The 25,619-nt window shown below is 51.6% G+C and carries 19 protein-coding genes; 7 read left to right on the top strand and 12 right to left on the bottom strand.

Features of this window, described 5'->3' with window-relative positions; genetic code table 11:
* Positions 1 to 133: 133 nt before the first annotated feature.
* From BACPLE_RS16315 to BACPLE_RS16290, 6 genes are all read right to left on the bottom strand, one after another.
* Complete coding sequence (locus BACPLE_RS16315; RefSeq protein ID WP_004291462.1) at positions 134 to 5,950, bottom strand: N-6 DNA methylase; 5,817 nt, start codon at positions 5,948 to 5,950, stop codon at positions 134 to 136.
* Positions 5,940 to 6,392 carry a DUF1896 domain-containing protein gene (locus tag BACPLE_RS16310; protein ID WP_004304266.1) on the bottom strand — a complete coding sequence of 151 codons (453 nt, stop codon included), beginning with the start codon at positions 6,390 to 6,392 and terminating at the stop codon, positions 5,940 to 5,942. The genes BACPLE_RS16315 and BACPLE_RS16310 overlap by 11 nt, the downstream gene beginning before the upstream one ends.
* Positions 6,393 to 6,554: 162 nt before the next feature.
* Entirely contained in the window at positions 6,555 to 8,642 is a 2,088-nt protein-coding gene (locus BACPLE_RS16305; RefSeq protein WP_004291456.1) for a type IA DNA topoisomerase, read from the bottom strand.
* Positions 8,643 to 8,702: 60 nt separating this feature from the next.
* Positions 8,703 to 10,274 carry a DUF3945 domain-containing protein gene (locus tag BACPLE_RS16300; protein WP_004291455.1) on the bottom strand — a complete coding sequence of 524 codons (1,572 nt, stop codon included), beginning with the start codon at positions 10,272 to 10,274 and terminating at the stop codon, positions 8,703 to 8,705.
* A gap of 20 nt (positions 10,275 to 10,294) precedes the next feature.
* A complete protein-coding gene (locus BACPLE_RS16295; protein WP_004291454.1) occupies positions 10,295 to 10,645 on the bottom strand; it encodes a helix-turn-helix domain-containing protein in 351 nt (116 codons plus the stop codon).
* Positions 10,646 to 10,648: 3 nt separating this feature from the next.
* A complete protein-coding gene (locus BACPLE_RS16290) occupies positions 10,649 to 11,074 on the bottom strand; it encodes a helix-turn-helix domain-containing protein (RefSeq protein WP_004291432.1) in 426 nt (141 codons plus the stop codon).
* 138 nt (positions 11,075 to 11,212) lie between these two features.
* On the opposite strand from BACPLE_RS16290, the gene BACPLE_RS16285 reads away from it, so the two are divergent.
* Positions 11,213 to 11,512 (top strand): helix-turn-helix domain-containing protein, encoded by a 300-nt coding sequence (locus BACPLE_RS16285; RefSeq protein ID WP_004291426.1) that lies wholly within the window; start codon positions 11,213 to 11,215, stop codon positions 11,510 to 11,512.
* A gap of 31 nt (positions 11,513 to 11,543) precedes the next feature.
* Positions 11,544 to 11,849, top strand: coding sequence for a helix-turn-helix domain-containing protein (locus BACPLE_RS16280; RefSeq protein WP_004291424.1), 306 nt, complete (start codon positions 11,544 to 11,546; stop codon positions 11,847 to 11,849).
* Between the two features lie 77 nt (positions 11,850 to 11,926).
* On the opposite strand, the gene BACPLE_RS16275 is transcribed toward BACPLE_RS16280, so the two are convergent.
* From BACPLE_RS16275 to BACPLE_RS16265, 3 genes are all read right to left on the bottom strand, one after another.
* Positions 11,927 to 12,289 carry a hypothetical protein gene (locus tag BACPLE_RS16275; protein WP_004291423.1) on the bottom strand — a complete coding sequence of 121 codons (363 nt, stop codon included), beginning with the start codon at positions 12,287 to 12,289 and terminating at the stop codon, positions 11,927 to 11,929.
* A gap of 213 nt (positions 12,290 to 12,502) precedes the next feature.
* Complete coding sequence (locus BACPLE_RS16270; RefSeq protein WP_007561608.1) at positions 12,503 to 14,311, bottom strand: reverse transcriptase/maturase family protein; 1,809 nt, start codon at positions 14,309 to 14,311, stop codon at positions 12,503 to 12,505.
* A 550-nt stretch (positions 14,312 to 14,861) separates the two neighbouring features.
* Complete coding sequence (locus BACPLE_RS16265; RefSeq protein WP_007564012.1) at positions 14,862 to 16,028, bottom strand: site-specific integrase; 1,167 nt, start codon at positions 16,026 to 16,028, stop codon at positions 14,862 to 14,864.
* Between the two features lie 426 nt (positions 16,029 to 16,454).
* Between BACPLE_RS16265 and BACPLE_RS16260 the strand changes: the two genes are divergently transcribed.
* The 4 genes from BACPLE_RS16260 to BACPLE_RS16245 all read left to right on the top strand — a co-directional run bounded on the left by BACPLE_RS16260 (position 16,455) and on the right by BACPLE_RS16245 (position 20,363).
* On the top strand, positions 16,455 to 17,942 hold the full coding sequence (locus BACPLE_RS16260) for a capsule assembly Wzi family protein (RefSeq protein WP_040313412.1): 1,488 nt from the start codon (positions 16,455 to 16,457) through the stop codon (positions 17,940 to 17,942).
* The gene (locus BACPLE_RS16255; RefSeq protein WP_007564008.1) at positions 17,939 to 18,388 is read left to right on the top strand and encodes a lipocalin-like domain-containing protein; all 450 of its coding nucleotides are present in this window, start codon (positions 17,939 to 17,941) and stop codon (positions 18,386 to 18,388) included. Before BACPLE_RS16260 ends, BACPLE_RS16255 begins: the two co-directional genes overlap by 4 nt.
* 84 nt (positions 18,389 to 18,472) lie before the next feature.
* The gene (locus BACPLE_RS16250; RefSeq protein ID WP_007564006.1) at positions 18,473 to 19,882 is read left to right on the top strand and encodes an undecaprenyl-phosphate glucose phosphotransferase; all 1,410 of its coding nucleotides are present in this window, start codon (positions 18,473 to 18,475) and stop codon (positions 19,880 to 19,882) included.
* A gap of 25 nt (positions 19,883 to 19,907) precedes the next feature.
* The gene (locus tag BACPLE_RS16245; protein WP_007564004.1) at positions 19,908 to 20,363 is read left to right on the top strand and encodes a BT0820 family HAD-type phosphatase; all 456 of its coding nucleotides are present in this window, start codon (positions 19,908 to 19,910) and stop codon (positions 20,361 to 20,363) included.
* Between the two features lie 96 nt (positions 20,364 to 20,459).
* Here the strand turns inward: BACPLE_RS16245 and BACPLE_RS16240 are convergent, their stop codons facing one another.
* Genes BACPLE_RS16240 through BACPLE_RS16230 form a run of 3 tightly spaced genes read right to left on the bottom strand, consistent with a single transcriptional unit; the run spans position 20,460 to position 22,949 of the window.
* Positions 20,460 to 21,647, bottom strand: a complete 1,188-nt coding sequence (locus BACPLE_RS16240) for a class I SAM-dependent rRNA methyltransferase (protein WP_022052507.1) — start codon at positions 21,645 to 21,647, stop codon at positions 20,460 to 20,462.
* A 17-nt stretch (positions 21,648 to 21,664) separates the two neighbouring features.
* Positions 21,665 to 22,306: a 3'-5' exonuclease gene (locus tag BACPLE_RS16235; RefSeq protein ID WP_007563998.1), complete on the bottom strand. Its 642-nt coding sequence runs from the start codon at positions 22,304 to 22,306 to the stop codon at positions 21,665 to 21,667.
* Between the two features lie 19 nt (positions 22,307 to 22,325).
* Positions 22,326 to 22,949 carry a DUF5063 domain-containing protein gene (locus BACPLE_RS16230; RefSeq protein WP_007563996.1) on the bottom strand — a complete coding sequence of 208 codons (624 nt, stop codon included), beginning with the start codon at positions 22,947 to 22,949 and terminating at the stop codon, positions 22,326 to 22,328.
* Positions 22,950 to 23,038: 89 nt separating this feature from the next.
* On the opposite strand from BACPLE_RS16230, the gene BACPLE_RS16225 reads away from it, so the two are divergent.
* Entirely contained in the window at positions 23,039 to 25,615 is a 2,577-nt protein-coding gene (locus BACPLE_RS16225) for an FtsK/SpoIIIE family DNA translocase (RefSeq protein ID WP_007563995.1), read from the top strand.
* Positions 25,616 to 25,619 lie beyond the last annotated feature (4 nt).

Here is a 25,619-nt window from a genome sequence, read left to right as displayed (position 1 = left end):
TAAATTTTAATAAGGGCTGCCCAAAAAGAAAAAAATGCAGTTGCCATCCTATAGATACTTGCAGAAAGGATAAAATTTACTTTTAGACCTTTTGGGATAGCCCTTATTAATACTTCAGATAAAATTCCTTAGGTTATATTTTCAATCCTTTGGACCGGGTTTCCTCCTTGGCATACAGTCCCGGACGCCCGATTATGACATGGTTGGCAACGATACTATCCGCCGGACTGCGTATCTGCGGCGGTGCATTTTCGGGATATTGCGCCTGCCTGTTCCTCACATCTTCCGCTTCCGGCTTGAGCTGTTGCCCTTCATTCTCCTTTTCTGCGACTTCGGGCGTGGGTGGCGCAAGCTCCAGCTGAATTTTTCGGTCAAGGGCGGCAAGTTCGGACTTCAACTGCTTCAGCTCGTCCTCCTTCTTCCACACCTTACCCGCTATCTCCTGTAACTGCGGTATCTCCATCTCCAGCACCTCGTTCTTCGCCTTGTACTGGTCGATGATGGAGGGTATCCTCTCCATCGCGTTGAGGAAGTTGCGGGCGGCGGCCAACGGGTCAGCCATCGCCAGATGCCCGTTGTTGTAGGTGTACTTGTAGTTCCCCTCGACCACGAAGCGGTTGTCGGTGAACTCCAATCCCTCTTTGAGTATCCTTTCGCTCACCACCTTTATCGGAAAACCGTAAAGTTCACCGACCTGCGTGTACAACCCTCCGGTCGTGGCATTCTTGGCTATCTCCTGCAAACGCTTTCCGATGACCTTCTCATCGGCGGAATCCACTCCGTCCACCTTTATTATATTAAGGCGGTTGCCCTCCTTGTCGGTCTGCACCACCGACAGGAAGCGGTTCCAGTCCTCCGTCATGGCATCTATGAAAGCCGTGTTGTTGCGCAACTCGCCGGTCTTTGACTCCAGCTTGAACTCCGAATCACGCTTGCCCTTGTTGAACGACTTGCGTTCCCCTTCGAGCGATGCGATCCGCTTTTCCAGTTTCGCCTTGTCCAACAGGTCGGTATTGCCGGAGAGCAACGCCATGTATTCCGAGAAATTCATGCCCGATTTTTCGTCCATTGCCCCCTCGTCGATGGTACGCGCACCCATCGCACCGCTTTTGAGCTGGCTTATGAAAGTCTGCTTGCAGTGCAGGAGGTTGAACTTGTAGCTGTCCAGTGACTTCTCCACCGCGTAGATGATTACATCCACGTTGTTCCCGGCGAAATGTTTGGCAATCTCATTACCTGCCCTAACTCCGCGTCCGTCACGCTGTTGCAAGTCGGACGGTCGCCACGGCGTATCGAGATGATGGATAGCCACACACCGTTTCTGGGCGTTCACACCCGTTCCGAGCATAGAGGTAGAGCCGAACAGCACACGCACCGTCCCGGCGTTCATGGCGTCTATCACCGCCTTCCGCGCCTTGTCGGTCTTGCACTCCTGAATGAAGCGCACCTCGCTTGGCGGTATACCGTAGTCCTCCGTCAGTTTGCGCTTGATTTCCGAATAGACGTTCCACCCGTCGCCCGGCTGGTATGTCCCCAAATCAGAGAAAACGAACTGCGTGCCTTTCTGGGCGTCGTATTTTTGATAATACTCCGCGATCATCTTGGCACAGTGACTCGCTTTGTTGTCGGGATGATCTTCGTAATTCGGGTCTATCATGCGCATGTCGAGTGCCATTTTCCGGGCATAGTCCGTGGCGATGAGCATCTTCGCCTTTTCTTCCGTTTCCGAAAGCGGCAGCCTGCCCAACAAGGTGGCATCGCCCGTCTTGGCGAACTGCATCAGTTTCTGTATGAAGTCCTCCTGTTCCGGCGTGGGCGGTATATGGTGCAGTATCTCGTTCTTGGCAGGACGGTCAACGCCCACATCCTCCGCCGTGCGGTAGTCCGTGATTTCATTATAGAAGGCGGCAAGCTCCGGCACTTTGATGAAGTAGCGGAAACGCTCCTTCTGGACCACATTGTTCGTCACGTTAAATTCAAAATCCGTCGTCTTCTTGGCAAATATCGCCGCCCAAGCGTCGAAACACCTTATGTCCTGCCGTTCCAGCTCCTTCGGGCGCAGGTACTTGAACAGCAGGTACAATTCAGTCAGTGAGTTGCTGATAGTCGTGCCGGAGAGGAAGGTCGCACCCAAGTCTTTTCCTGTGCGCTCCTGTATGGTGCGTATGGCAAAGAGCATGTTAAGTGCCTTCTGGCTTCCCTCGCTGTTTCCCAATCCCGCCACACGGTCGTGGCGCGTGTTGAAAGTCAGATTCTTGAACTGGTGGCTCTCATCTATGAAGATGTGGTCGATGCCCATCTGCTTGAAATCCACCACGTCGTCCGTGCGTGACTTTATGGCGTGTTCCACCTTCTCCAGCTTCGCTTCAAGGTTGTGCTTGCGCTTCTCCAATCCTTTCAGCATCGCCCGCGACACGTTCTTTCCCTGCTGCCGTAGCACTTCGAGGTTTTCCTCCACCGTGTCAAGCTCTGCTTGCAGGATGCGCTGCTGCAATTCCGGCGACTGCGGTATCTTGCCGAACTGGTCGTGCGACATGATGACGCAATCGTAGTCGTTGTTCTTTATATTATTGAAGAAGCGCACACGGTTGGCGGTCGAAAAGTCCTTCTCCGAAGCGTACAGAATACGTGCGTTGGGATATGCCGCCTGATAGGTGGCTGCAATCTCCGCAACGTTGGCTTTCAGCCCGATAATCATCGGCTTGTGTGCCAAATTCAGACGCTTCATCTCATGCGCGGCGATGCACATTATCAGCGTCTTACCGGTTCCCACCTCGTGGTCGCAAATTCCGCCGCCGTTCTGTTTCAACATCCAGACGCAATCCATCTGTGAGGGATAGACGCTCTTGATACCCCGGCTTGCCAGCCCTTTCAGGTTGAGGTCGGGAAAGGTCTGATGGGAGCCGTCGTAGCGCGGGCGCACGAAACAGTTGAACTTGCGGTTATACATCGTCACAAGCCGCTCCTTGAACTGCGGCGACTGCTCTTCGAGCCATTCGGAGAAGCCGTTTCGTATCTCGTCAATCTTGGCGTTGGCGAGTTGTATTCCCTCGCTGTCGCGCATCTTGATGTCGTTGCCATGCTCGTCCTTGCCGATGGACTTCATCATGTCAGGGCAGGTGTTGTGCAGGGCGTGTTTTAGGAGGTGCATACCGTCATAGTTCCGGTAATACCCCTTCACCAGAAACTCGTCCGTGATTTTCATGGTGCGGTAGCCGCACACCACCGAAAACTCGTCCATGCTTGCGGAATAGGCGATTTTCACCTCCGTGTCGAACAGCCGGCTCATGTAGGCGGCATAGACACCCGTCGGAATCCAGCGTTCCCCGAAATTGAAGTCCAGATCCTCGAAGGCGATGCGCTGCGGCTCGGCATCTTTCAGAGCCTCCAACGCCTGCTTCACCTCCGGCATACGCTCATTTTCGGGATTGTCACCCATCCATGCCTCTATGCGTTCCGCTTTCTCTATGACATTTCCGGCGATGAAACGGTCTTTGATTTCGTAACCGGTCACGAGCGGATTGTAGTAGATGCGCCCTTGCAGGGCAGTGAGCAAATCCTCCGCCGTGCTGTCGGTTATCTCCCGCATATAGTCGAGATTGACCGTACCATATTTGTTGAGCGACGCAGACAGGGCTTCTTCGGGAGAGCCTACGTTGGCATGGCTCTCCACCGCGAAGGAAACAGGATGCTCGAAGATGTCCGCCTTGACGAACTTTCCGTTTTCCATCCGTTCCAGCGAAAGGATGTCGCGCCCGCCCGCATCCATCATCACTAACTTCACGTTCTGCTTGGCGTTGAGGTTGCCGTAGCGCATGACAAACTCATCGTAACAGGTATTCAGATGCTCTCGCCACGGAACATTTGCCTCGCGCCGGAGCGATTCATAACGGTACAGACGCTCGTAGGCGTCACGCAGCGACACATACAACAACGCCTTTTCCTTCTGGTATCCTTTCAGGTCGAGCGGCTGGAATGTCGCCCCGTATGGCGTGATGTCTTTCAGGTAGCCGATGTTATGACGCCCCCGGTCAGCCACCAGCGACCCTTCGCGCAGGTGCATCTCCGGCGTGCGGTGGTAGGCACGCGGAGAAAGGTCCACGACTTCCTCCTTCGGCTTTTCCGCTTCGATGTCGGGGAAAAGGAAAGTCCCCACCGCTTCCGATGGGGTATCTGTAACGGCAGGTGCGGCGACTGCCTCCGGCTGTGTTTCCTCCTGTCGTGGCTGCTCACGGGAAGTTTCCGGCACGGCTTTCACTTCCGTCTTTTCCGCCACTTGTTTCTCGTTATGCTGCCTTGCCAGTTCCCGAAGTTCTTTCCTACGCTCCGGCGTCAAACCCATCATCATTTCATAGAAACCGTTGATGGGAGGATTGGTATCCCAGTCCAGTGTGGCATAGATGTCGTCCGGGTCGGCAGGCTTGGCGGTGTTCTCCGCTTTCACCTCCTTATTCTCCATTGCGGGTTTTGCAGTTGGAGCTGTCGGTGTAACCGTGACTTTCGGTTTGGGCGGAGTGGACTTTGCCGTAACTGCCTTTTTCACCGTCTTTTTCTTTTTGGAGGTTTTCGGTTGGCTGACCTCTTCCGTCATCCCCCAGAGGTCAAGCAGGGTGAGCTGCACGCCTGCGGAATATTGCGGGCGCGGTTCTATCTCCGGCTTTTCATCTGCGGGTTGCGGCTTTTCTGTCGGAGTTTCCACCGTCTGCGCCGAGGATACTGTTTCCAATTTTATGGCAGGACGCTCTACTTTATTTTGAACGGCAACTTTTTCTTCCGTTCCTGCCTGCCGGATTGAACCCGAATACAAGCGCATGGCAAGCCTGTAATGGAAATCCTCGTCGAGCATACGGCGCAAATCCCCGGCGATGCCTGCTGCCTTGCCCTCGTGCAGATAAACCATAGCGGGCTTCCCGTAGGGGTCTGTGTCAAGTTTCGCCATCGTATGCACGATGCGTTCCGGGTGGTGGATGAAATAGGCGTTGTCGGTCAGGGCGGTTTTCGTGTCCGTCTGTATCACGGTCATCAGCCGCTCGTCCTGCGACATTTCCTTCTTGCTGAGGTTCTTTTGCAGGACAATCAGGTCACTGCCCACCTCCGTGCCCGCGTTGTCCGTGAACAGGTTGTTGGGCAGGCGTATCGCGGATACCAGATTGGCCTGACTGAACAGCTCGTTACGCACGGAGGTCTTGGTGCTATTCAATACCCCTTGCGAGGTGATGAACGCCACGATACCGCCGTCACGCACGGCATCCAGTCCTTTGAGAAAGAAATAGTTGTGGATGGTTTTCTGGGCGGAGCGTCTGCCGAAAGAGTCGCTCCGCTGAAACTCCGCGTCGAACACGGCAATGTCACCGAACGGAATGTTGGACACCGCCAAGTCGAAATAATTGTTGAACGGTCTTTCGATTTTCTCAAAACCGCAGGTGCGCATTTTCTGGTCGGGATAGAGATGCCTCAAGATTGTACCCGTGAGCAGATCCTTCTCGAAAGCCATCACATCCGCATTGGGGCTGTGCCGCAGCATGGAATCCACGAACACGCCGACACCTGCCGACGGTTCGAGCATACGGGCGGGGCGGACGCTGTAATCTGCCAGCACGTCCGCGATGGTGTCGGTTATCTCTTTGGGGGTGTAGAAAGCGGTCAGCACGGACGCTTTCAGCGAATCCACAAACCGCTTGTACTCTGTTTCGTCCTTGCTGTTCTCACGGATAAGCCTGTGCAGCTCCACCGTCGGGGCGAACAGTTCGAGGTCGGATTTCGCCCACCGGACGGCATCCGTCAGTTCCTTTGCAGGGTTGAGGATACATTTCAGACCGCCGAAACCGCAGTACCTTTGAAGTATGGCACGCTCTTCGGTTGTCGCTGTCCTATTTTCCCTGTCAAGGATGAATGCCGTCCGTATCGCCTCGATGTTGTCCCGCAGTTTCTGTTTGCGGTTAAACGCCATATTCGTCTAAGTAAAGGACGGTTGCTCCCGTCAGCTCCGTGTAGAGCAGGTCGTAATCGGAAGACAGGGCGAAATTGTCATCCGAGAGGTCATAGACGGAGAACACGTTGCCGACAAGCGGCAGCAGTTTCAGGACAAAGGCTTCACGCTTCTCTTCCGGCACTTCATCGGCAAACTCGTTTTCCACGACTTCGCGGAGGATGGCGTAACGGGAATAATGCAGCCCGCGCAGCAGCGTGTCCATCGCCAGTTCCTGCGCACCATCGGCGGGATAGCCTTCAAGCCGTGCCCTCTCATACGTTTCGGCGGCACGGTCGGCCCGTTCCCGTATGAAAGCGGTGTCGTCAGCCTGTTCAAACTTGTTCGTGCGGAGATAGTCCAGCAGGTACAGACCGTAATAGGAAAAGTCGGTCTGACCCTCGTTTTTCTTCTTGTTGTTCATTACTTTGGATTTAGCGGATTGATAATTAACGGGATAATCGGTTGGAAAAAGGAAGAAAAAGGCACTCGGTATCCCTCCGAGTGCCACCACTAAATCCAAAGTATGAGTGTAATCCGGTATCGAAGAACAATTCATTACTCTGAACAAGTGGCAAAGTTAATACTATTTCTTCCGTCCTGAAAATTTCTTGTCCTTTTTAGCCTCCGGGAACACAAAAGTCGTGTTATATTCCCCGTCAAAGGCGACAACAGCATCGAAACTCTTGCCCTGTTTGCTCTTGAACCCTTTGAGCAGCTTGGTATGCCCTTCGGTGAGCAGGTCTTTGATTTCATCGTCGGACAGGGTGCGTCCCGCTTTCAGCCGGAACACGGGCAGTCCGCACTCCGTGTTGTCGCAGCGTACCACCTTGCCGTAGAACCGCATCCTGCCCGTGCCACACTTGGGACACGCGCAGCCGGAGTCACGGCTGCCGAAGAGCTTGTCGCACGAGATCAGTTCGGAGGTTATCTCACGTGTGTACGCCTCTATCTCCTTGCGGAAGGTGTCGTCGGACAGTTCCCCGCGCTCGATACGCGCCAGCTCCTTTTCCCATTCGCCCGTCATGGCAACATCGGCGATGCGCATCGTCTTGACGACGGAATTGAGGGCAAGTCCTTTTTCGGTGGGAACAAGCGACTTCTTGCAGCGTTCCATGTAACCGCGCTTGAAAAGCGTTTCGATGATGGAGGCGCGTGTGGCGGGAGTACCGATGCCACAGTCCTTCATCGCCTGCCGCAGTGCGTCGTCCTCAATTTCCTTGCCCGCCGTTTCCATTGCCGAGAGCAGGGTGGCTTCGGTATGCAGCGGCTTGGGTTTGGTCTTTCCTTCGGTAATGGACGAGCCTTTCGGTGTCAGCGTGTCGCCTTCCTGCCAGCCGGGGATGGTAATTTCCTCTTTTTCCTCGCCATAGACGGCACGCCATCCGGTTTGCTTCACGACGCTGCCTTTTACGGTAAACTCCACTCCGGCACATTCCGCCGTGACAGTGGTCACATCCTTGACGCATTTCTCAGAGAATGCCTCGACCATGCGCCCGGCAATCATCTGATAGATGGTATTGTCCTCTTTGGAGAGGAAGAGCGGTTTCTCACCCGTGACGAGCAGGGCATGGTGGTCTGTCACCTTGCCGTCGTCCACGCTGCGGCGTGTCGGGGCGGCTTTTGCCCGCACCTTGTCTTTCCATTCGGGCTGTGTGCCGATGAAAGCGAGCAGTTTGGGAATTTCGGCAAACACGTCTTCGGGGATGTAGCGGCTTCCCGTTCTCGGATAGGTTATCAACTTCTTTTCGTAGAGTTTCTGCGCGATTTCAAGCGTCTGTTCCGCCGTGAAGCCGTGCTTGGCGTTGGCTTCTTTCTGGAGCGTGGTCAGGTCGTAGAGCAAGGGAGTTTCCTCCGTCTTCTCCTTGCGCTCGGCTTTCGTGACAGTGGCGCAACCTGCCGCCTTTACCTTATTATATAGTTCCATCGCCGGTTCTTTCTCTTTCCATTTCTCGGAGGATGAGAATTTCACGACTTCGCCGTCGCAACCGTCCGTTGCGATATGGAGCTGCCAGAATGCTTCGGACGTAAAGCGGCGGTTCTCCCAGTAGCGTTCACATACCATAGCCAACGTTGGTGTCTGCACCCGCCCCACGGAATACGTGCCGTGTCCGGCGGCGATGGATAACGCCTGTGTGCCGTTGATGCCCACGAGCCAGTCGGATTCGCTCCGCGCTTTGGCGGCGAGGTAGAGGTTGTCGTATTTGCTGCCGTCTTCGAGTTTCCGCAGTCCCTCGCGGATAGCTTTGTCGGTGAGAGAGCTGATCCACAGGCGCACGAAAGGAGTGGTGCAACCCGTATAGTGGTAGAGGTAGCGGAAGATAAGCTCTCCCTCGCGTCCGGCATCGGTCGCCACGATGATATGTTCGCTTGTGTCGAACAGTCTTTTGATGACTTTTATCTGCGACACCACGCCGCTGTCGGGCTTGTAACCTTTCTCCGTCCTGACCTGACGGGGGACGAGCGTGAATGTGTCGGGAATAATCGGGAGGTTGTCACGGACAAATCCGCGCACGCCGTAGCCGTCGGGCATGGCAAGCTGAACGAGGTGTCCGAATGCCCATGTCACGGCATAACCGCCTCCCTCGAAATATCCTTCCTCTCTCTTTGTCGCGCCCACGATGCGGGCGATTTCACGTGCCACGGAGGGCTTTTCTGCAATGATTGTCTTCATGTCTTCTTCTTTTTTGTTGATACTTTGGATTTTATTTTGGATTCAGTGGCGGACACGGGATTACATTTTCATGCCCTTGCCCGTTTTCTTCTGCGGCTTCTCCTGCTGCTGTTGCTGGCGGGCGTCCTTCGGGTTGGTCTGACCTTTCTGCAACGGCTCTCTCAGATTCTTTGTAGCCTCGTTGGTCTTGCCATCGTTGTTCACCGCCACCTGCGTGCGGCTCTCGTTGGACGGAGCAACCTGCTGTGCATTGTCAGGGTTCGTGTCGTAGCGGTACGGGCGTCCCTTCTCCGGGTTGAACTTGATATACATCGTGGCATGGAAGCCCTGCTTGTCGGTCACGTTCTCCAGCTTCACGGCTTTACCCGCCACATAGTCGGCTTTCTGCTGGTCGGTGAAGCTCACGCCGCTCCATTTGCTGATGGGGCGGATGCTGCCGTCCTCGTTCGTCCACGTGTTGCGGCGTTGCTCCTTCTTGGTCTGTGCGGCATTTTCCCCGCCCTGCGCCTGACTTTTCGATGTGTCGCCTTTGGTTTCCTGTGTCTGTGCGGTACGGGGCGACTTGCCGGTTCCCGGCACGAACTCCACGCCGCGCTGCTCCACGTTCACTTGCAGGGTGGTGACGAACTTTCTGCCGTCGTTGCGCTCGATGAGCTTGTCGCGTACGGGCAGTCCGGCGCGGAGCATGTCCCGCTCCTGCGTGGTGATTTCCGTCTTGCCGATGCGCTCCGGGATGCGCACCCTGCTTGCCGGAATGTCCGTGATTTCATTCGTCTTGCGGTCGATGCTGATGTAGGAGGGGATGATCTCGCCCGTTTCCCTGTCCACAATGTCCACGACCCTACCGAGATTGCCCGTTTCGCGGAGGTTCTTCCGGTCATTGTCGGAGAATTTGTGTTCCTTGTACTCATCCAGCTTCTGCTCCTTGCGGATGAAGTGCGGCACGAGGCTGATGTTTCCCTCACCGTCCTTCTTGAAGGAGAGGCGGGCGTCCAGCTCGAATGATTCGCCGCCGAAGGTCGGTTTGACCTTTACCAAGTCGGACTTGCCATAGTTGAGCATCTTCGTAAGGTCGCCGGACTTTTCAAGGTTGTCCCGCTTTACGCCCCATCTGTCCTCCAGCTCCTGCCAGTTGATTTTACTCTCGTCGATGGGCTGGTAGCCACGTTTGCCCTGCATCTGTTCGGATTTGTCCTGTTGCTGTTCTTTCCGTTGTTCCATGTTCTCCTGTTTTTGAGGTTCTTGTTTCTCTGTCTGTTGTGCTGCCATCTCTTCCTGCACCTTCTTCTCATAGTCGGAGGTGTCCACCTTGTGAGGGGCGAGCAGCTCCTTGTTCGCTTCGGGGTCTTTCAGCAGTTGCTTCATCACCTCTAAGAGATTTTCAGCTTGGTCTGCCGCAATGCGGTAGAAACCGAAGCGGCTGGGTTCCTTGCACTGCCGGAAGAAGTTCTTGAAGAAGTTGTCCAGCACGTCGCCATGTCGGTCGAATTGCAGGAAACTCTGCGCGTTCTCCGCTTTTGCGGGGGTGCGCTTGGGTGTGCCGTCCGCGTTCAGCCCGGCTACCACGCTGATCTCGCCTGTCTTCTCGTCACGGACTACCAGCACGTCCTTTTCGTCTTTTTTCTTTGCCATCTGAAAAATGTTTTAATGGGTTATTTATGAAAGAAATTATGGATACGAGCCTTGTAGAAGGCTATATCTTCCTTTTTGAAGTCCTTGATATGGTTGGAAAGGAATGTCAGCACGTCCTCCTCGCTGTAATAGGTCTTCTTGCCCAGCGTCTTGTAGGGCAATGCGCCTACGCTGCGGTAGCGTTGGAGGGTGCGTTTGCTTATCTGGAGCAACATGCACAAATCCTGATTGTCGAAAAGGCGGATGCTTTCCGTGATAGTGGGCTGTTTCCCCTCAGCCTTCATCGCCAGCAGCAGTTCGTCCTGACGGTCGAGCCGTTCCATCAGCTTCTGCATCCAGCCCTCGAAGTTGTTTCGTGTGAGCAGTTCCATGACCTATGTCCTCCTTCCTTTTGGTTTGCCGCCCGTGCGCAGCGTGTGGTTGTGGAACAGGGTGTCTATTGTCCCTTCCTCGTTCCTTACTGTGTTGTCCTCCAATAGCCGCAGTATCTCGGAAAGGCGGTAGCGGCAGCTTCCGCGTACCACCACATACTCGATACGGTGGTCGGTGCGCATACGCTGCATGGTGCGCTTGCTCACGTTGAGCATCTTCGCCGCCTGTGCCGTGTCAAGCAGCTTGTCTTCGGTTTCCCGCTTCCGTTTCTTCTCGTCCCTTGCCTCGCGGATGTACCCTGCGATGTTCGCAATCTGCGCCATCATCTCCTTGTAGGCGGAACTTTCCATTGTTATCACTTTCATGTTCAGTCCTTTCTTTTTGTTTCTGCGACAAAATTCGGCAATAAACAAAAGGGGCTTTAACAACTCACTACGTGACTCACGTAAGATTTTTGCGGAAGATGGCTCCGTAACCCGGTCAAACGGCGCAACAGGCAGCCTTTCAGCGGAAAACGATACGTCTTGTATGCCGTTTCGTTACCTTTGCGGCAAACTCTAAATGACATGAATATGGAAATAGTATCTATCGAGAAAAAGACTTTCGAGATGATGGTGGCGGCATTCGGCGCACTCTCGGAGAAGGTCGCCGCCCTGAGGCGCAAAAGCGACACGGGGCGCATGGAAAGATGGCTCACGGGCGAGGAGGTCTGCGGGCAGTTGAGAATAAGCCCGCGCACGTTGCAGACGCTGCGTGACAGGCGGCTTATCGGCTACTCGCAGATAAACCGCAGGTTCTATTACAAGCCAGAGGAGGTGAAGCGGCTGATACCGCTTGTCGGCACGCTCTATCCGCACGGCAGATGATTTGATTTATTCACCCACTGAATCCGAAGTTATGATGAACGAGAACAACGATGTTTTTACGATGGAAGACGAGCCGATAGCCTCTGTGGTGCAGGATATGCGCAAAGGCTCGAAATGGCTGTCCGCATTTCTGGAAAGCTACCGTCCTCCGCTGGACGGGGAACGTTACCTGACGGACGGCGAGGTGTCGGAACTGCTCCGTGTGAGCCGGCGCACCTTGCAGGAATACCGCAACAACCGCGTGTTGCCCTTCATACTTTTGGGAGGGAAGGTGCTTTACCCGGAAACGGGGCTGCGCGGGGTACTGGAAGCGAACTACCGCAAGCCGCTGGAGTGAGGCGGTTTCATGAAAAAGTAAACGGGTGACACCTTTTGTGGTGCTACCCGTTTACTTGTCTTATGGGGTATGTGCAATCAGCAATACCCGGCTTTTCCGTTCTGTATGAACATCACGTATGTCTGCCGTTTCTCTTGTGAGAGTGCCTTTCCCACCAGCCATGTGCGGAACAGGTGGGTGTTGTAGGTATTCACCCTGAAAGCGACCGGGATGATGATTTCAAGGGCGTACACGTCCGCGTGCAGCCCGTTTTCAAGCTGCATGTAGCGGCACACCTCGTAGTCGTTCAGCACGTCCGACTTGCGGACGGCTCTGATGGCGGCGTTCACTGCCGGGACGGTCGTATGGAACAATCCGGCTATTTCGGTGGCGGTCATCCACACGTCGTTACCGGTTACGCTGACTGCCTTGTCCTCGATGATGATTGTGTCACGTTTCATGGCTTTTCTTTTTAGATGGTGCAACCTGCAAATTCCTCGACGCCGTTCAATCTTGCGGCAAGGTTCTCCATGTCCTGATTGAGCTTCTCTTTGGTTATCTGTAGGCTCGGCAAACAACGCCTTTCCGCTTTACAGCGGTAGGTTTTCGTTTGCCTGCCCCCGAACCGTACTTACACGTCTCCATGTATACGGCTCTCCATCTGTAACATCATCTTACTTGACACATCTCTGGATTTTTGCGTTACACTCCGCACATACAACCAAAGTCTTTCTGTGCATGTAGAGCATTTTGCGTTCCCAGTCATTTTTACCTTTTAACTCTTTGAGTGTGCGGACATGGTGCATTACCACTTCTCCGTGCTTGCCACATAGTTCGCACGTTTTTGTTGTAAGCCTTTCTATCAGACTCAACGATGGCGTTTTGAACATGTACGGCAGATTGTCACTTGGGGCTGTTTCACAATCCGTTTTGCGGGCATATCCCTCATTATAGAATACCCTGTACTTGGTTTCTCCTCCCTTGTTTACAAAAGGCACTGCAAAGAGATTGTCCTTGCGGTATCTTTCAATGACTTTTCTCACTGACATATTCAGCTTTTGAGCAAGAGTTTTGTACATGGAGAACTTCATAATACAGCCGAAAGAGCGTCCCAAAGCCGATGCATTGTTTGCTATTGAGTAATAGTTGTAGAACCCTCGTATTTCGGTATTAAACTGAGATACAATCTCGTGCGCTTCATTGTCAATCATATAAGTCCTGCCTTTTGACACCCATGTTTCCTTGCCGTGTTTGGTGACAACTTTCATGGCTTCGAGGCTGAGCAGCTTGTTCTTGATTACTTCTCTTGAAACGTGTAGTATCACATTCCCGTTGAAGTATCTGCGCACTGTTCCGTTACTGTTTCTCTTTGTGGCATAGTCTTTACGGACATATATTTCGTAACCCAAAAATTTTGCGCTGTCTTGTGCATTTGTAATCAAAGTCTTTTCCTGTGACATCTCCAGCCTTAACTTTTCCTGCATAAACTTAGTGATGTCAGCTTTGATTGTCTCACATTCGTTTTTCGTTCCGATAACTCCGATAAGGAAATCATCGGCATAGCGCACGTATTTCAACCTGCGAAAGTTTACATCCATATCATTGCCACTTGGCATTGTAAGTATCAGCTTCTGCTTTTCGTGCAGTTCTTCTACCATCCTTGTTCTTACGTTTACATCCTCTACTTCATTTATCCTACGTTTTAGGTAGTGTACTCTGCTGTTGAGTTTGCAAATATCCTTGTTGCGGCTTCTTGCTGTCCCTTTATTGAATTTGTTGGCATATTCATCCATGTACTTATCGAACTTGTCTAGGTATATGTTTGCCAAAATAGGGCTTATGATACCACCTTGCGGTGTCCCTGAATAAGTCTTGTTGAATTGCCACTCTTCCATGTACCCTGCATTGAGGAATTTCCGTATCAGACGAAGAAATCTGTCGTCTGCTATTCTGCCTTTCATTATTTCTATCAGCACATTATGGTCTATGTTGTCAAAGAAGCCTTTTATATCTCCCTCAATGAACCATTTTGCACCGTTGAAATTGTTTTGTAGACTTTTCAGTGCTGTGTGGCAGCTTCGGTTTGGTCTGAAACCGTGCGATGTCCACTCAAAGTGTCCCTCATATATGGCTTCAAGCACCATTCTTACTACCTCTTGAACCAATTTGTCTTCAAAAGACGGTATTCCTAGCGGACGCATCTTCCCATTCTTTTTCGGAATGTAAGTTCTCTTTGCAGGATTGGGACTATAAGTCTCATCCTTTATACTCTCTATGAGTTTGTTTATCCTATCAATGCTCATTTCATCCTCAGTTTTGCCATCTGTGCCGGGTGTCATGTTGCCCGGCTTTGCATACATACGTTGGTAGGCGACAAAGAACATCTGTTCATTGAATAGAATACGGTAAAGCCTTTCGTATTTATACTCGGGCTCATTGCTGTGTCCAGCTAAAATGTTTAATACTTGCTCTGGATTTCTCATACGTCTCTCACGTTTTCCGTTGTTTGTATTAAAGTTACAGACTACTTCCCTTCGCCATGTACAAGGCTTTCCCTTGCTCAGACTACTACGGAAGTTCCGTTACCATATCGGATATTCAAAAGCTTTCTTTATAGCTGTTTGTTCCAGCGTTCCGACTTAGGTAATCCCCAGTTAGTTCTCTTAATAACTATTAGCACGACATACTGTCGGATGCGACTTTCGTTCTTGTCCGCTTATTGCGGCTGTGTCATAGTCGGTTCTTTATGCTCTGCACTAACGCACAAAATAGGCAGAGTACTATGAAACAACGTATGTATAATAGTCTTCCGTTGTTGCAAGATTTGGTACCACTGAACTATCATTCAACCAATCAAGGCTTCATCCTTATGTATGTCTTTTCGTCTTGCCCCTCAGTCGCCACCTGACTATTAGTGGACTTGGAGCTTTAATCAGTATGCTACACTCTCCATCGGGTTTCCCTTTTGGATAAACTGATTGACGATAGGACTATATCGAACCCAATCCTAACTTCTTGCTAAAGAAGTATTTATTAAGCGACCATTCTGGGCGCACTGGCGTAAATCTGCGTCGTGGAAATGCGGCTATGCCCCAGCATTTTACTGACGGTTTCAAGCGGGACACCATGCGAAAGCGTGATCTCGGTGGCGTAGGTATGGCGTCCGCAGTGAAAGACGAGCTTCCGTTCAATTCCGCAAATGGCGGCAATACGTTTCAGTGTCCGGTTGAGTTCGTTGTTGCTGTACATCGGCAGCAGTTTTCCTTCCGGGGCCATATCCCGGTACTTGTCGAGGATGAGCAACGGTATGTCGAGCAACGGCACTTCATAGTCGATTTTCGTCTTCTTGCGGGCGGTCTTGATCCATACCTCACCGTCCTCGGCCACTTCCAGATCCTCCGTCGTCAGGCGGCACATGTCCCCGTAAGGGATACCCGTGTAGCAGGAGAAGAGGAACAGGTCGCGGATATGGTAGAGTTTCGGGTCGTGCAGGGGTGTGGTCATCAGCCGTTGTAACTCCACGGCGGTAAGGTATTTCTGTTCCCGCTCGGGATGTTCGGCTTCATAACCCGCGAACGGGTCGGCAGTGATAATCCCTTCCGCGATGGCTTCCCCGACAATCGTGTTCAACCGTGTGACAAGCAACACGATAGTTCCCAGGGCAAAGCGGCGCTCCGTGCGTAGGTAGAGGTCATAGTTGTCGATGAATGAACGGTTCAGGGCCGTGAAAGGAACATCCGACAACTTGTATTTCTCCTGGATGAAAGCGGCCACACAGTTACAAGCATAGCGGTAAGATTGCGCTGTTCCCTTTTCCCGGTTCACGCCGACACGTTTTTCGAAATGTTCGATGAACGTCCGGAAATAACCCAACAGGGTTTCCTGCCCGAAAGCTGTCCCCAACAACAGATTCCTTATTTCTTCAGCCGTTACATTCTCACGGGTGGCTGACAGTTCGGCATAAATGGAAATGGCTGAAGCTCGCAAATCGTCCAGTTGCCGGTTGATTTCCCGCGCGGCGTTACTTTTACCCGTGGCACGTCCGGATGCCCACAGTGCAGCGGGTACGGACATTTTCGCACTAAAAGCCGCTTCTGAAAATTTGCCGACAACAAGTTTCGCCATGACCGGGCAATGTCCCTCGTCATTCATTTCGCTCTTTTTGAGGTAGAACGTAACCGTTACATCCGTCTGTTTCATAACTCTATTTTTTTTATGTTGCAAAATTACTTGATATATAGCTATTTACAGTTATGAAAATTATAGCGGAACAAAGAATAAAACCCCGGATGCCGGTAACATAACCTGTATTTCCATGAAAAACGGAAAAAAACGGTTATCTTTACGGGCAAAATATAGGGTTCTTTGCATGGTGAACGGTAAAACCGCAGGTGGTCAAGCGTTATTTTGCCGGATTATCCGGGGCTAAAAAAGGTAACGGATAAGTAGCAAATCTTTCTCTTAACCTTTCATTATCCTGCATTTTAGCGATTTGGAAAGGTATAGAAGAATTTGGCTTAACTCTCCTCAATACCAAACACTTACTTTATTTATCCAAATTTTGCCGTTTTTTTGCGAGTTCTTTCTATCTTTGCAATAAATATTTATTAGTGAATGTTTGCGAACATGAGTTTATTGAAATCATTGTTATTTATGGCCCTGACAATTCCTGCTGCGGCTCAAGAAAATCCACAAGAATTCCACTATCGGGTAGAAGCTACTGCCACTGCATCGACGGGAACGTATGCCCCACTCTGGCTGACGGCGAACCGGTTTGGAATGGAAAGTGAAAAGCCGAACAGCGGATACCTGAGGGCGGGAATAGAATGGAACAAGAAGTTGAACAGAGGATGGCGTATTGATGCCGGACTGGACCTGGCAGGAGGCGTAAAACAGACGTCGGACTTCTGGATTCAACAAGCGTATGCGGACTTTTCATGGAAAATGTTGACACTCAGCATAGGAAGTAAGGAAAGAATGGGATTCCCACTGGAGAAAAACAGTGAACTGACCAGCGGATGGATGGCGGAAGGACCGAACATGCGGCCAATTCCGCAAATCAGAGGGGAAATTAAGAATTACCTGGCTATACCGGGCACACGAAACTGGCTGGCTTTCAAAGGGCATCTGGCTTACGGAATGTTTACAGACGGTAGCTGGCAGGAGGATTTCACTGCTGCCAACCAGCTATTTGCCAAAAAGGTGATGTATCACAGCAAGTCGCTGATGTTCCGCCTGGGAAACAAGGAGAAGCTGCCCCTGGAATTTGAATTCGGCCTGTATATGGCCACACAGTTCGGAGGCGACCAGTACAAGAAGCTGGCCAACGGGGAATCTGAACAGACCATTGACATGCCCGACGGACTGAAAGCGTACTGGCATGCTTTGTTCCCTACTGCCGGCGGAGACGATACTCCGGAAGGAGAACAGGTGAACGTGGAAGGAAACATGCTGGGAAGCTGGAACTTCGCACTGAATTATTACTTCGGCGACTGGAAGGTTAGGGCTACGCTGGATCATTATTTCGAAGATCACTCGCAGATGTTCTGGGAATACGGACGCTGGAAGGACGGACAGCTGGGCATCGAGCTGTATCTGCCTAAAAACAAGTGGGTATCGGCCGTGTTATGGGAAGGGATCAGCACAAAGGACTCATCGGGACCGATTCTGTATGACGGTTTCTGGGGCTCTTTCTCGGACTTGCAGATGAGCGGTGGGGATGATTATTATAACCACTATATCTATCAGGCCTGGCAGCACTACGGACAGGGCATCGGCAATCCGCTGCTGGCAGGACCGATTTATAACAAAGACGTAAGAATCCGCTTCAAAAGTAACCGAATGAAAGCGCAACATGTGGGCCTATCCGGAAATCCGACGGAGGAATGGAAATGGAGAATCATGGCTTCGTATGCCCGTCACTGGGGCTCATATGCTTACCCGCTAGACAAGATGCGGAAGCAGTTCAGCAGCATGGCCGAGGTGACTTATATACCGCAATGGGCCAAGGGATGGAGCCTGAGCGCCACACTGGGAGTGGACCGGGGGAATTACCTGGGAAACAGCACGGGAGGCATGATTACACTTAGAAAAACAGGAGGACTGGGAAAATGAAAAAATGGATATATATGCTCATTACGGCTGCCGGACTGCTTGCCGGTGCAGCCGGATGTAAAAAAGCACCGATAAACAGTAACGTGGAGGGGTTTTGGATACTGGAACGATTCACTGTGACGGAAACAGGGGAAACCGTGGAATGTGAAAGACTGTATTACAGCATTACCCGCATGGTGACGGAGGTGGCCGAAAAAAACGGCTCAAAAGGATATGGAGCTTATATAGGACGTACGGAATACCGCAACGGGGAAACACAGCTTGTGGTAAAAGATTTTAAAGTGAGAAAATCTACTGGTGATAACGGACAGGATGCTCCAGTAGAAAAGCTGAAACACTTTGGTATCGGAAATCAACAGGAAACCGTTTTCGATATCGAATACTGCAACGGAAAGAAAATGACCTTACAATCGGATTACGCCCGACTGGAACTGACAAAATTCTAAGCAAACTATAAAACTTAGATAGAAATTTAGAAGGGAAAAAATATATCATTAATTTACGAAACACATTCTTAAATTTAAATAGTTATGAGAACAAAGTATGATACATACAACGGATGGTCCAGTTTATTTATTGTAACTTGTGAAACACTTATCACTGGGGCGTTGTTTTATGTATTGTTTCTTGCTACGGAAAATACACCGTGGCATCAAATTCTGAAAGCACCACATTTACAAGTTATCCTGACGGTGATGTTGTGCTATTTTGTTTCGGCCATGCAAATTGGCGTAGTGCTTTACCGACGAAAGGTTTACTCCTATCAAATCCTGGGAAGGGTACTGAGAAGTACGGTTTTCTTTGGCATACTGTCAGGGGTAATACTCCGACTCGGGGATTTTATGGACTCTTTCTCTTATTTTTACCTAACCTTTCTGATATTGTTATTCCTCTGTCTGGCTATCTTCCGTATTACCATGAGATGGGGGTTGAAAAAATATCGTTCTAGAGGAGGAAATATACGGTACGTAGTATTGGTTGGTAGTTCGGAGAACAATCGAGAGTTGTATCACGAACTGGCAAGTCAAAGTTGGGCAGGATACCGTGTAAACGGATATTTCGACTTCCAGCCTAATCCGGAATTTCCACAGGAATGTCCGTACCTGGGACAGCCTCAGGAGGTAGAAGAATATCTGGAAAAGAACGGAAATACGCATTATCTGTTCTGCTGTCTGCCTTCAAAGGAACATGTGATTATCCGTTCGCTGATTAATTACTGCGAGAACCATCTGGTGCATTTTTACAGTGTGCCGAATATTTATAACTACCTGCACAACCGCGTGTACTTCAACATGCTGGGTAATGTGCCTTTCCTGAGCCTGCGACCGGACCCGCTGAGCAAGACCGGAAACAAGATTCTGAAACGGACGTTCGACATCGTGTTCTCACTGCTGTTCCTGTGTACGTTCTTCCCTATCATTCTGGTAATCGTGACCATTGTGACGAAAATAACCATGCCGGGCCCTGTGTTCTTCAAGCAGAAACGAAACGGACTGAACGACAAGGAGTTTTATTGTTACAAGTTCCGTAGCATGAAGGTGAACGCACAGGCCGACACACTGCAGGCGACCAAGGATGACCCGCGCAAGACACGCTGGGGAAACATCATGCGTAAGACGAACATCGATGAACTGCCGCAGTTTATCAACGTGCTGCTGGGTGACATGAGTATCGTAGGACCACGCCCGCACATGCTGAAGCATACGGAGGAATATTCAAAACTGATCAACAAGTACATGGTGCGGCATTTCGTGAAGCCGGGTATTACAGGCTGGAGCCAGGTGACGGGCTTCCGTGGGGAAACCAAGGAACTGAAGGACATGGAGGGCCGCGTGCGCGGAGATATCTGGTACATTGAACACTGGAGCTTCGGACTGGACTTGTTCATTATCTACAAGACCGTGGCCAATGCCCTGCACGGTGAAAAGAATGCGTACTAACTAACAACATTAAATAAGAATAGATATGATTATAGCTGTTGATTTTGACGGAACGATTGTGGAACACCGCTACCCGGCAATCGGAAAGGAAATTCCTTTTGCAATAGACACGCTGAAGAAATTGCAAGAAGAAGGACACCGACTGATTCTGTGGTCTGTAAGAGAGAATGAACTGCTCGACGAGGCAGTGGAGTTTTGCCGTCAGCGAGGATTGGAATTTTATGCGGTAAATACGAACTATCCGGAAGAACAGGCCGGACATCAGTATTTCTCCAGAAAACTGAAAGCGGATGTATTTATCGACGACCGTAATGTGGGCGGTTTATTTGATTGGAACAGTATTTACCGTATTATTCACTACCGTCTCAAATTGGCCGATCTGGTAGATGAAACCTTGGACGACAAGCTGGGAGAAGCAGTAGAAAAACGGAAACAAGAAAAGAAAAAGAAACAGAGCCTGCTGGGCAGACTGTTTGGATAAAAGATATCCTGAGGAGAAAAAAGAAGCTGTTTCACGCACGGAGCATTCCGGCGGTGTGAAACAGCTTCTTTTATTTTAGCTCTTTTCCGAAAGGGATTATTCTACGTAAAGCACCAGTCCCTTGAGGTATTCGCCTTCCGGATGGTAGATGTTGACCGGATGGTCGCCCGGCTGGGTGAGCTGGTGAAGGATGCGCACGCTGCGTCCGCTCTGTGCAGCGGCGGTAAATACGGCGTTACGGAAGTCCTGCTTGTTCACCACCTGCGAACAGGAGAAGGTGAAGAGGATGCCGCCCGGACGTATCTTTTCGAAGGCCTTGGCATTGAGTTTGGTGTAACCGCGAAGGGCATTGCGCAGGGCATCGCGATGCTTGGCAAAGGCCGGCGGGTCGAGGATAATCAAGTCGTACTGGTCGCCCATGCGGTCGAGGAACTTGAAGGCATCTTCCGCAAAGGCCTGGTGGCGGGTATCGCCGGGGAAGTTGAGGGATACGTTCTCATTGGTCAGGTCGATGGCTTTGGCTGAGCTGTCTACCGAGTGAACGAGGTTAGCTCCTCCCCTCATGGCATAGAACGAGAAGCCGCCGGTATAGCAGAACATGTTGAGCACGTTACGGCCCTTGGCATAGCGTTCCAGCAGGGCACGGTTCTCACGCTGGTCGACGAAGAAACCGGTCTTCTGTCCCTTGAGCCAGTCTACGTGGAACTTCAGTCCGTTCTCCATGGCCACGTTCTCCGGACTTCCGCCTTTGAGGAAGCCGTTTTCAGTAGCCAGCAGGTCGGCCTTGAAGGGCAGTGTGGTTTCTGATTTATAATAGATGTGCTGGATGACGTCGCCCATCACTTCTTCGAGGGCTTCGGCCACCGCCATACGATCGAGGTGCATGCCGGCAGAGTGTGCCTGCATTACGGCGGTATGGTCGTACACGTCGATAATCAGTCCGGGCAGGTTATCGCCCTCGCCGTGTACCAGACGGTAAGTATTGTTCTGAGGATTGCCCAGCACGCCCAAGGCACAGCGGAGGTCTTTGGCCACCTGCAGGCGGCGTACCCAGAACGCATGGTCGATGGGTTCCTGACGGAAGGAAAGCACACGCACGGCGATGCTGCCAATCTGGAAATGTCCGCAGGCAATGAATTCTTTCTTGGAGGTGTAAACATCTACTACTTCACCTTCTTCCGGCTCTCCTTCCACGCGGGCAATGGCGCCGGAAAAGACCCAGGGATGAAAACGCTTGAGCGATTCTTCCTTTCCGGGTTTGAGAAATACTTTCTTATAGCTCATTTGTATGGTTTAAGTGATTAATCTTCGAGAATGTGTTCAGGGGCTTCCGTGCGTATCACGCGATACTTGCCCGAAAGGCGAAGCTCTTCCAGGTACTGGTAGATGCGTACGCAGGCCCAGGCATCGGTGGCGGCATAAAGCTGCTGTGCCTCGGTCAGGGTGTCGGCCTCCCAGTTGGACAGGCGCTGGCTCTTGGAAATCTTTTCCTGGAAAAGAAGGGCATAGATTTTCTGGAGGCTCTTTTCTTCGATGCCGAAAGAGGCCACGTAGTCCTGCAGTTCCACCCAGTTGCCCATGCGCGGGTCTTTCTGGTTGCGGCGGCGGAGCATGGCGAAATCGTCTTTCAGCGACAGACCGATTTTGAGCACGTCGTTCTGGAGAAATTCTTCCAGGAAATCCGGCAGCCCGAGGTGATTCAGACGGAACAGGAAGCAGGTGTCGTAAGTAGAGACCTGCAAGAGGGCCACCTTGTTGACGGCTCCCTTCCGGAAAGAAGGACGTGTTTCGGTGTCCACTCCCACCAGTACATGGGTATTGAGGTAATCAATGGCCTTGCGGGCCTCGGCCTCGGTGTAGATTACGAAGATGCGACCGGGGAAAGAGACTTTGGGTAACTCCGCAACGATTTTCTTATCTATTTTACTCTGTAGTTCTACCATTCAGTTTACGGGTTTAGGGTTATTCGTCGTCGCCCATATCAAGGCCTTCGTAGAGTTCTTCTTCGGTGCAGTTGTCTTCGTAGAGTGCGGAATCTTCCTCCTCCTGGCTGCCGTGTGCCAGCTGGCGGTACTTCACATCGTGAAGGGCACGCATCACATTGACCAGGCGCTGTCCCCAGAACTCGGCGAAGAGTTCACGGCAGATGGCCAGAGAATCGTTCATGGTGTGCTCCAGGCCCAACTGGAACACGCAGATGAAATCCTTGACAGGCTGGTAAATGTCGGCCAGGCTTTCGGAAATGTTCTGATGAATGGGAGTATCACTATAGGCCATGTCATCGAGGAACACTTCGAGGTAGTCATCGTATTCGCCCAGAAGAGAAGCGATGGAGCCGCGAAGCACTTCGTAATCGGTCTCGGTCACGAAGGTTTCTGGATCGGCTTCTTCCATCCGCTCGCAAGCAGGAAGCAGCGAAGCCTTCAGGTATAAAAGGGGAAGGAGTTTCAGGCACTTGTCGACAAAATCCCGACAGCGCATATCGGAAACACGCTCCAAAAAACCACAGAACTCGGCAGCCACTGTCACGAACTCGACCGCATTTTTATCGAATATTACTTGAGAATTTTTTTCTTCCATAATCATGCTAATTGAAGCGCAAAGGTACAAAAAAAATTTCTCAGTTCTAGTTTTATTCGTACATTTGCACGTATGTTTAGCTAATTCGAATCATCATGCAAACAAAAAAAACAGATACAAGCAAAAGTGGAAAAGCGGCTGCCATGGCCGGAAAAACATGGACTATTCTTAAAAGTGAAACTACGGGGTTCGTTATCGGACTGCTTTTTGTAATCTTTGGCGTGTACTTGCTGCTGGCTTTCAGCTCGTTCTTCTTTACGGGAGGAAATGACCAGAGCATTCTGTCGCATCCCAACCCGTCGGAGCTGCTGGAAACGGGCAACCGCATACAGAACTATGCCGGAGCACGGGGAGCGCAGCTGGCGCAATTCCTGATTAACGACTGCTTCGGGTTTTCGGCTTACTGCATCATCATCTTTCTGGTGGTGGCCGGCATGAAGCTGATGAAGGCGTATGAATTCCGCATCCGTTACTGGTTCTTAGGCTGTGCCACGGTGATGGTGTGGCTCTCTATCACCCTGGGATTTGCATTCGGGGGACTGCTGGAAGATTCTTATATTTATCCGGGGGGACTGCATGGCTATAACGTGAGCCTGTGGATTCGCTCGCAAATCGGTGTGCCGGGATTGATTCTGGTGCTACTGGCTACGGCTATATTGTTCGGCGTGGCACTGACCCGACAGACCATGGGCGTGGTGAGAAAGGCACTGCATCCGCAAAAGGGCAATAACGCAGCCATGGCAGAGGAAGTAACTCCCCAGCCGGAGCCGACTTACCGGAAGCCGGTAGTGGACGAAGCGGAAACGACCGTTGCGGAGGACGAATCGGATAAGAAGGAAAAGAAAGAAAGTTTCTGGAAGAGCTGGACGCACCGGAAACCGAAACAGAAAGAAGAGGAAGAGACTCCGCAGAAAGAACCGGAGAAAGCGGCTGAACCTATAAAGGAGGAACCGGAGAAGGTGGTCGTAAAAGAGGAACCGGCACCGGAGCGCGTCATCGACCTGCCCATTGATACCGAGGAAGAGGATGAGAAGAAGCACCCTTTTGAGGTGAAGCCGGCCCTGGAGGAAGACTTCGAAAAGGAAGAAGAGGAGCCGGCATTTGAGGTCAGTAACGATACCAAAGAAGAAGATCAGGCTTACCGGGGAGACGTATCGCAACCGTATAACCCGCGTCTGGATCTGGAGTTTTACCGCTTCCCTACCCTCGACTTGCTGAATACGTATCAGAACGATGAGCCGGACATCGACATGGAGGAACAGAATGCCAACAAGAACCGCATCATCAAGGTGCTGCGCAGCTTCGGCATTGAAATCAGTTCCATCAAGGCCAGTGTGGGTCCGACCATTACCTTATATGAGATTACGCCGGCAGAAGGGGTACGTATCTCGAAAATCCGTAACCTGGAAGACGACATCGCTCTGAGTCTTTCGGCACTGGGTATCCGTATCATCGCCCCGATTCCGGGCAAGGGTACCATTGGTATCGAGGTGCCGAACGCGAACCCGCACATCGTACCCATGAGTTCTATCCTGACCAGCAAGAAGTTCCAGGAAACCACGTTCGACCTGCCGGTGGCACTCGGAAAGACCATTACCAATGAGGTGTTCATGGTGGATCTGGCCAAGGCGCCCCACATGCTGGTGGCCGGTGCGACAGGTCAAGGTAAGTCTGTGGGACTGAATGCTATCGTGACTTCCCTGCTCTACAAGAAGCACCCCAGTGAACTGAAGTTCGTCATCATCGACCCGAAGAAGGTGGAATTTGCCATCTATGCGCCGATTGAGCGTCACTTCCTGGCCAAGTTGCCCGACGGAGAGGATGCCATCATCACCGACGTGACGAAAGTGGTACAGACCCTGAACTCGTTGTGTGTGGAAATGGACAACCGTTACAAACTCTTGCAGAACGCGGGATGCCGTAACATCAAGGAATATAACGCGAAGTTTATCAACCGTCAGCTGAATCCGGAGAACGGTCACCGCTTCCTGCCTTACATTGTCATCATCATTGATGAGTTCGGCGACCTGATCATGACAGCCGGCAAGGAGGTGGAACTGCCTATCTGCCGTATTGCCCAGCTGGCCCGTGCGGTGGGTATCCACGCCATCATCGCTACCCAACGTCCGACTACGAACATCATTACGGGTACCATCAAGGCCAACTTCCCGGCGCGTGTGGCTTTCCGTGTGGCTTCCATGATGGACTCACGTACCATTCTGGACCGTCCGGGTGCCCAGCAGCTCATCGGTAAGGGTGACATGCTGTACCTGCAAGGAAATGATCCGGTGCGCGTGCAGTGTGCGTTTGTCGATACGCCGGAAGTGGAACGCATCGCGGAATTCATCGGCAAGCAGCAGGGTTATCCTACGGCCTTCATGCTGCCGGAATATGTGGATGAGAATGCAGAACCCAGCAGTGCAGCCGACGTGGACATGAACCGTCTGGACCCGCTCTTTGAAGAAGCGGCTCGTCTGGTCATCTACCACCAGCAGGGTTCCACTTCGCTGATTCAGCGTAAATTCTCCATCGGCTACAACCGTGCGGGACGCATCATGGACCAGCTGGAAAAGGCGGGCATCGTAGGTCCGGCCAACGGTAGCAAGGCGCGCGACGTGCTTTGCCTGGATGAAAACGATTTACAAATGAGAATGAGCAGCCTGAAGGATTAAACGG

The sequence above is a fragment of the Phocaeicola plebeius DSM 17135 genome, from assembly GCF_000187895.1.
Taxonomy (GTDB): Bacteria; Bacteroidota; Bacteroidia; order Bacteroidales; family Bacteroidaceae; genus Phocaeicola; species Phocaeicola plebeius.
Note: the sequence above shows the minus strand (reverse complement) of the source record. Positions and strands in the feature narration are given on the sequence as shown.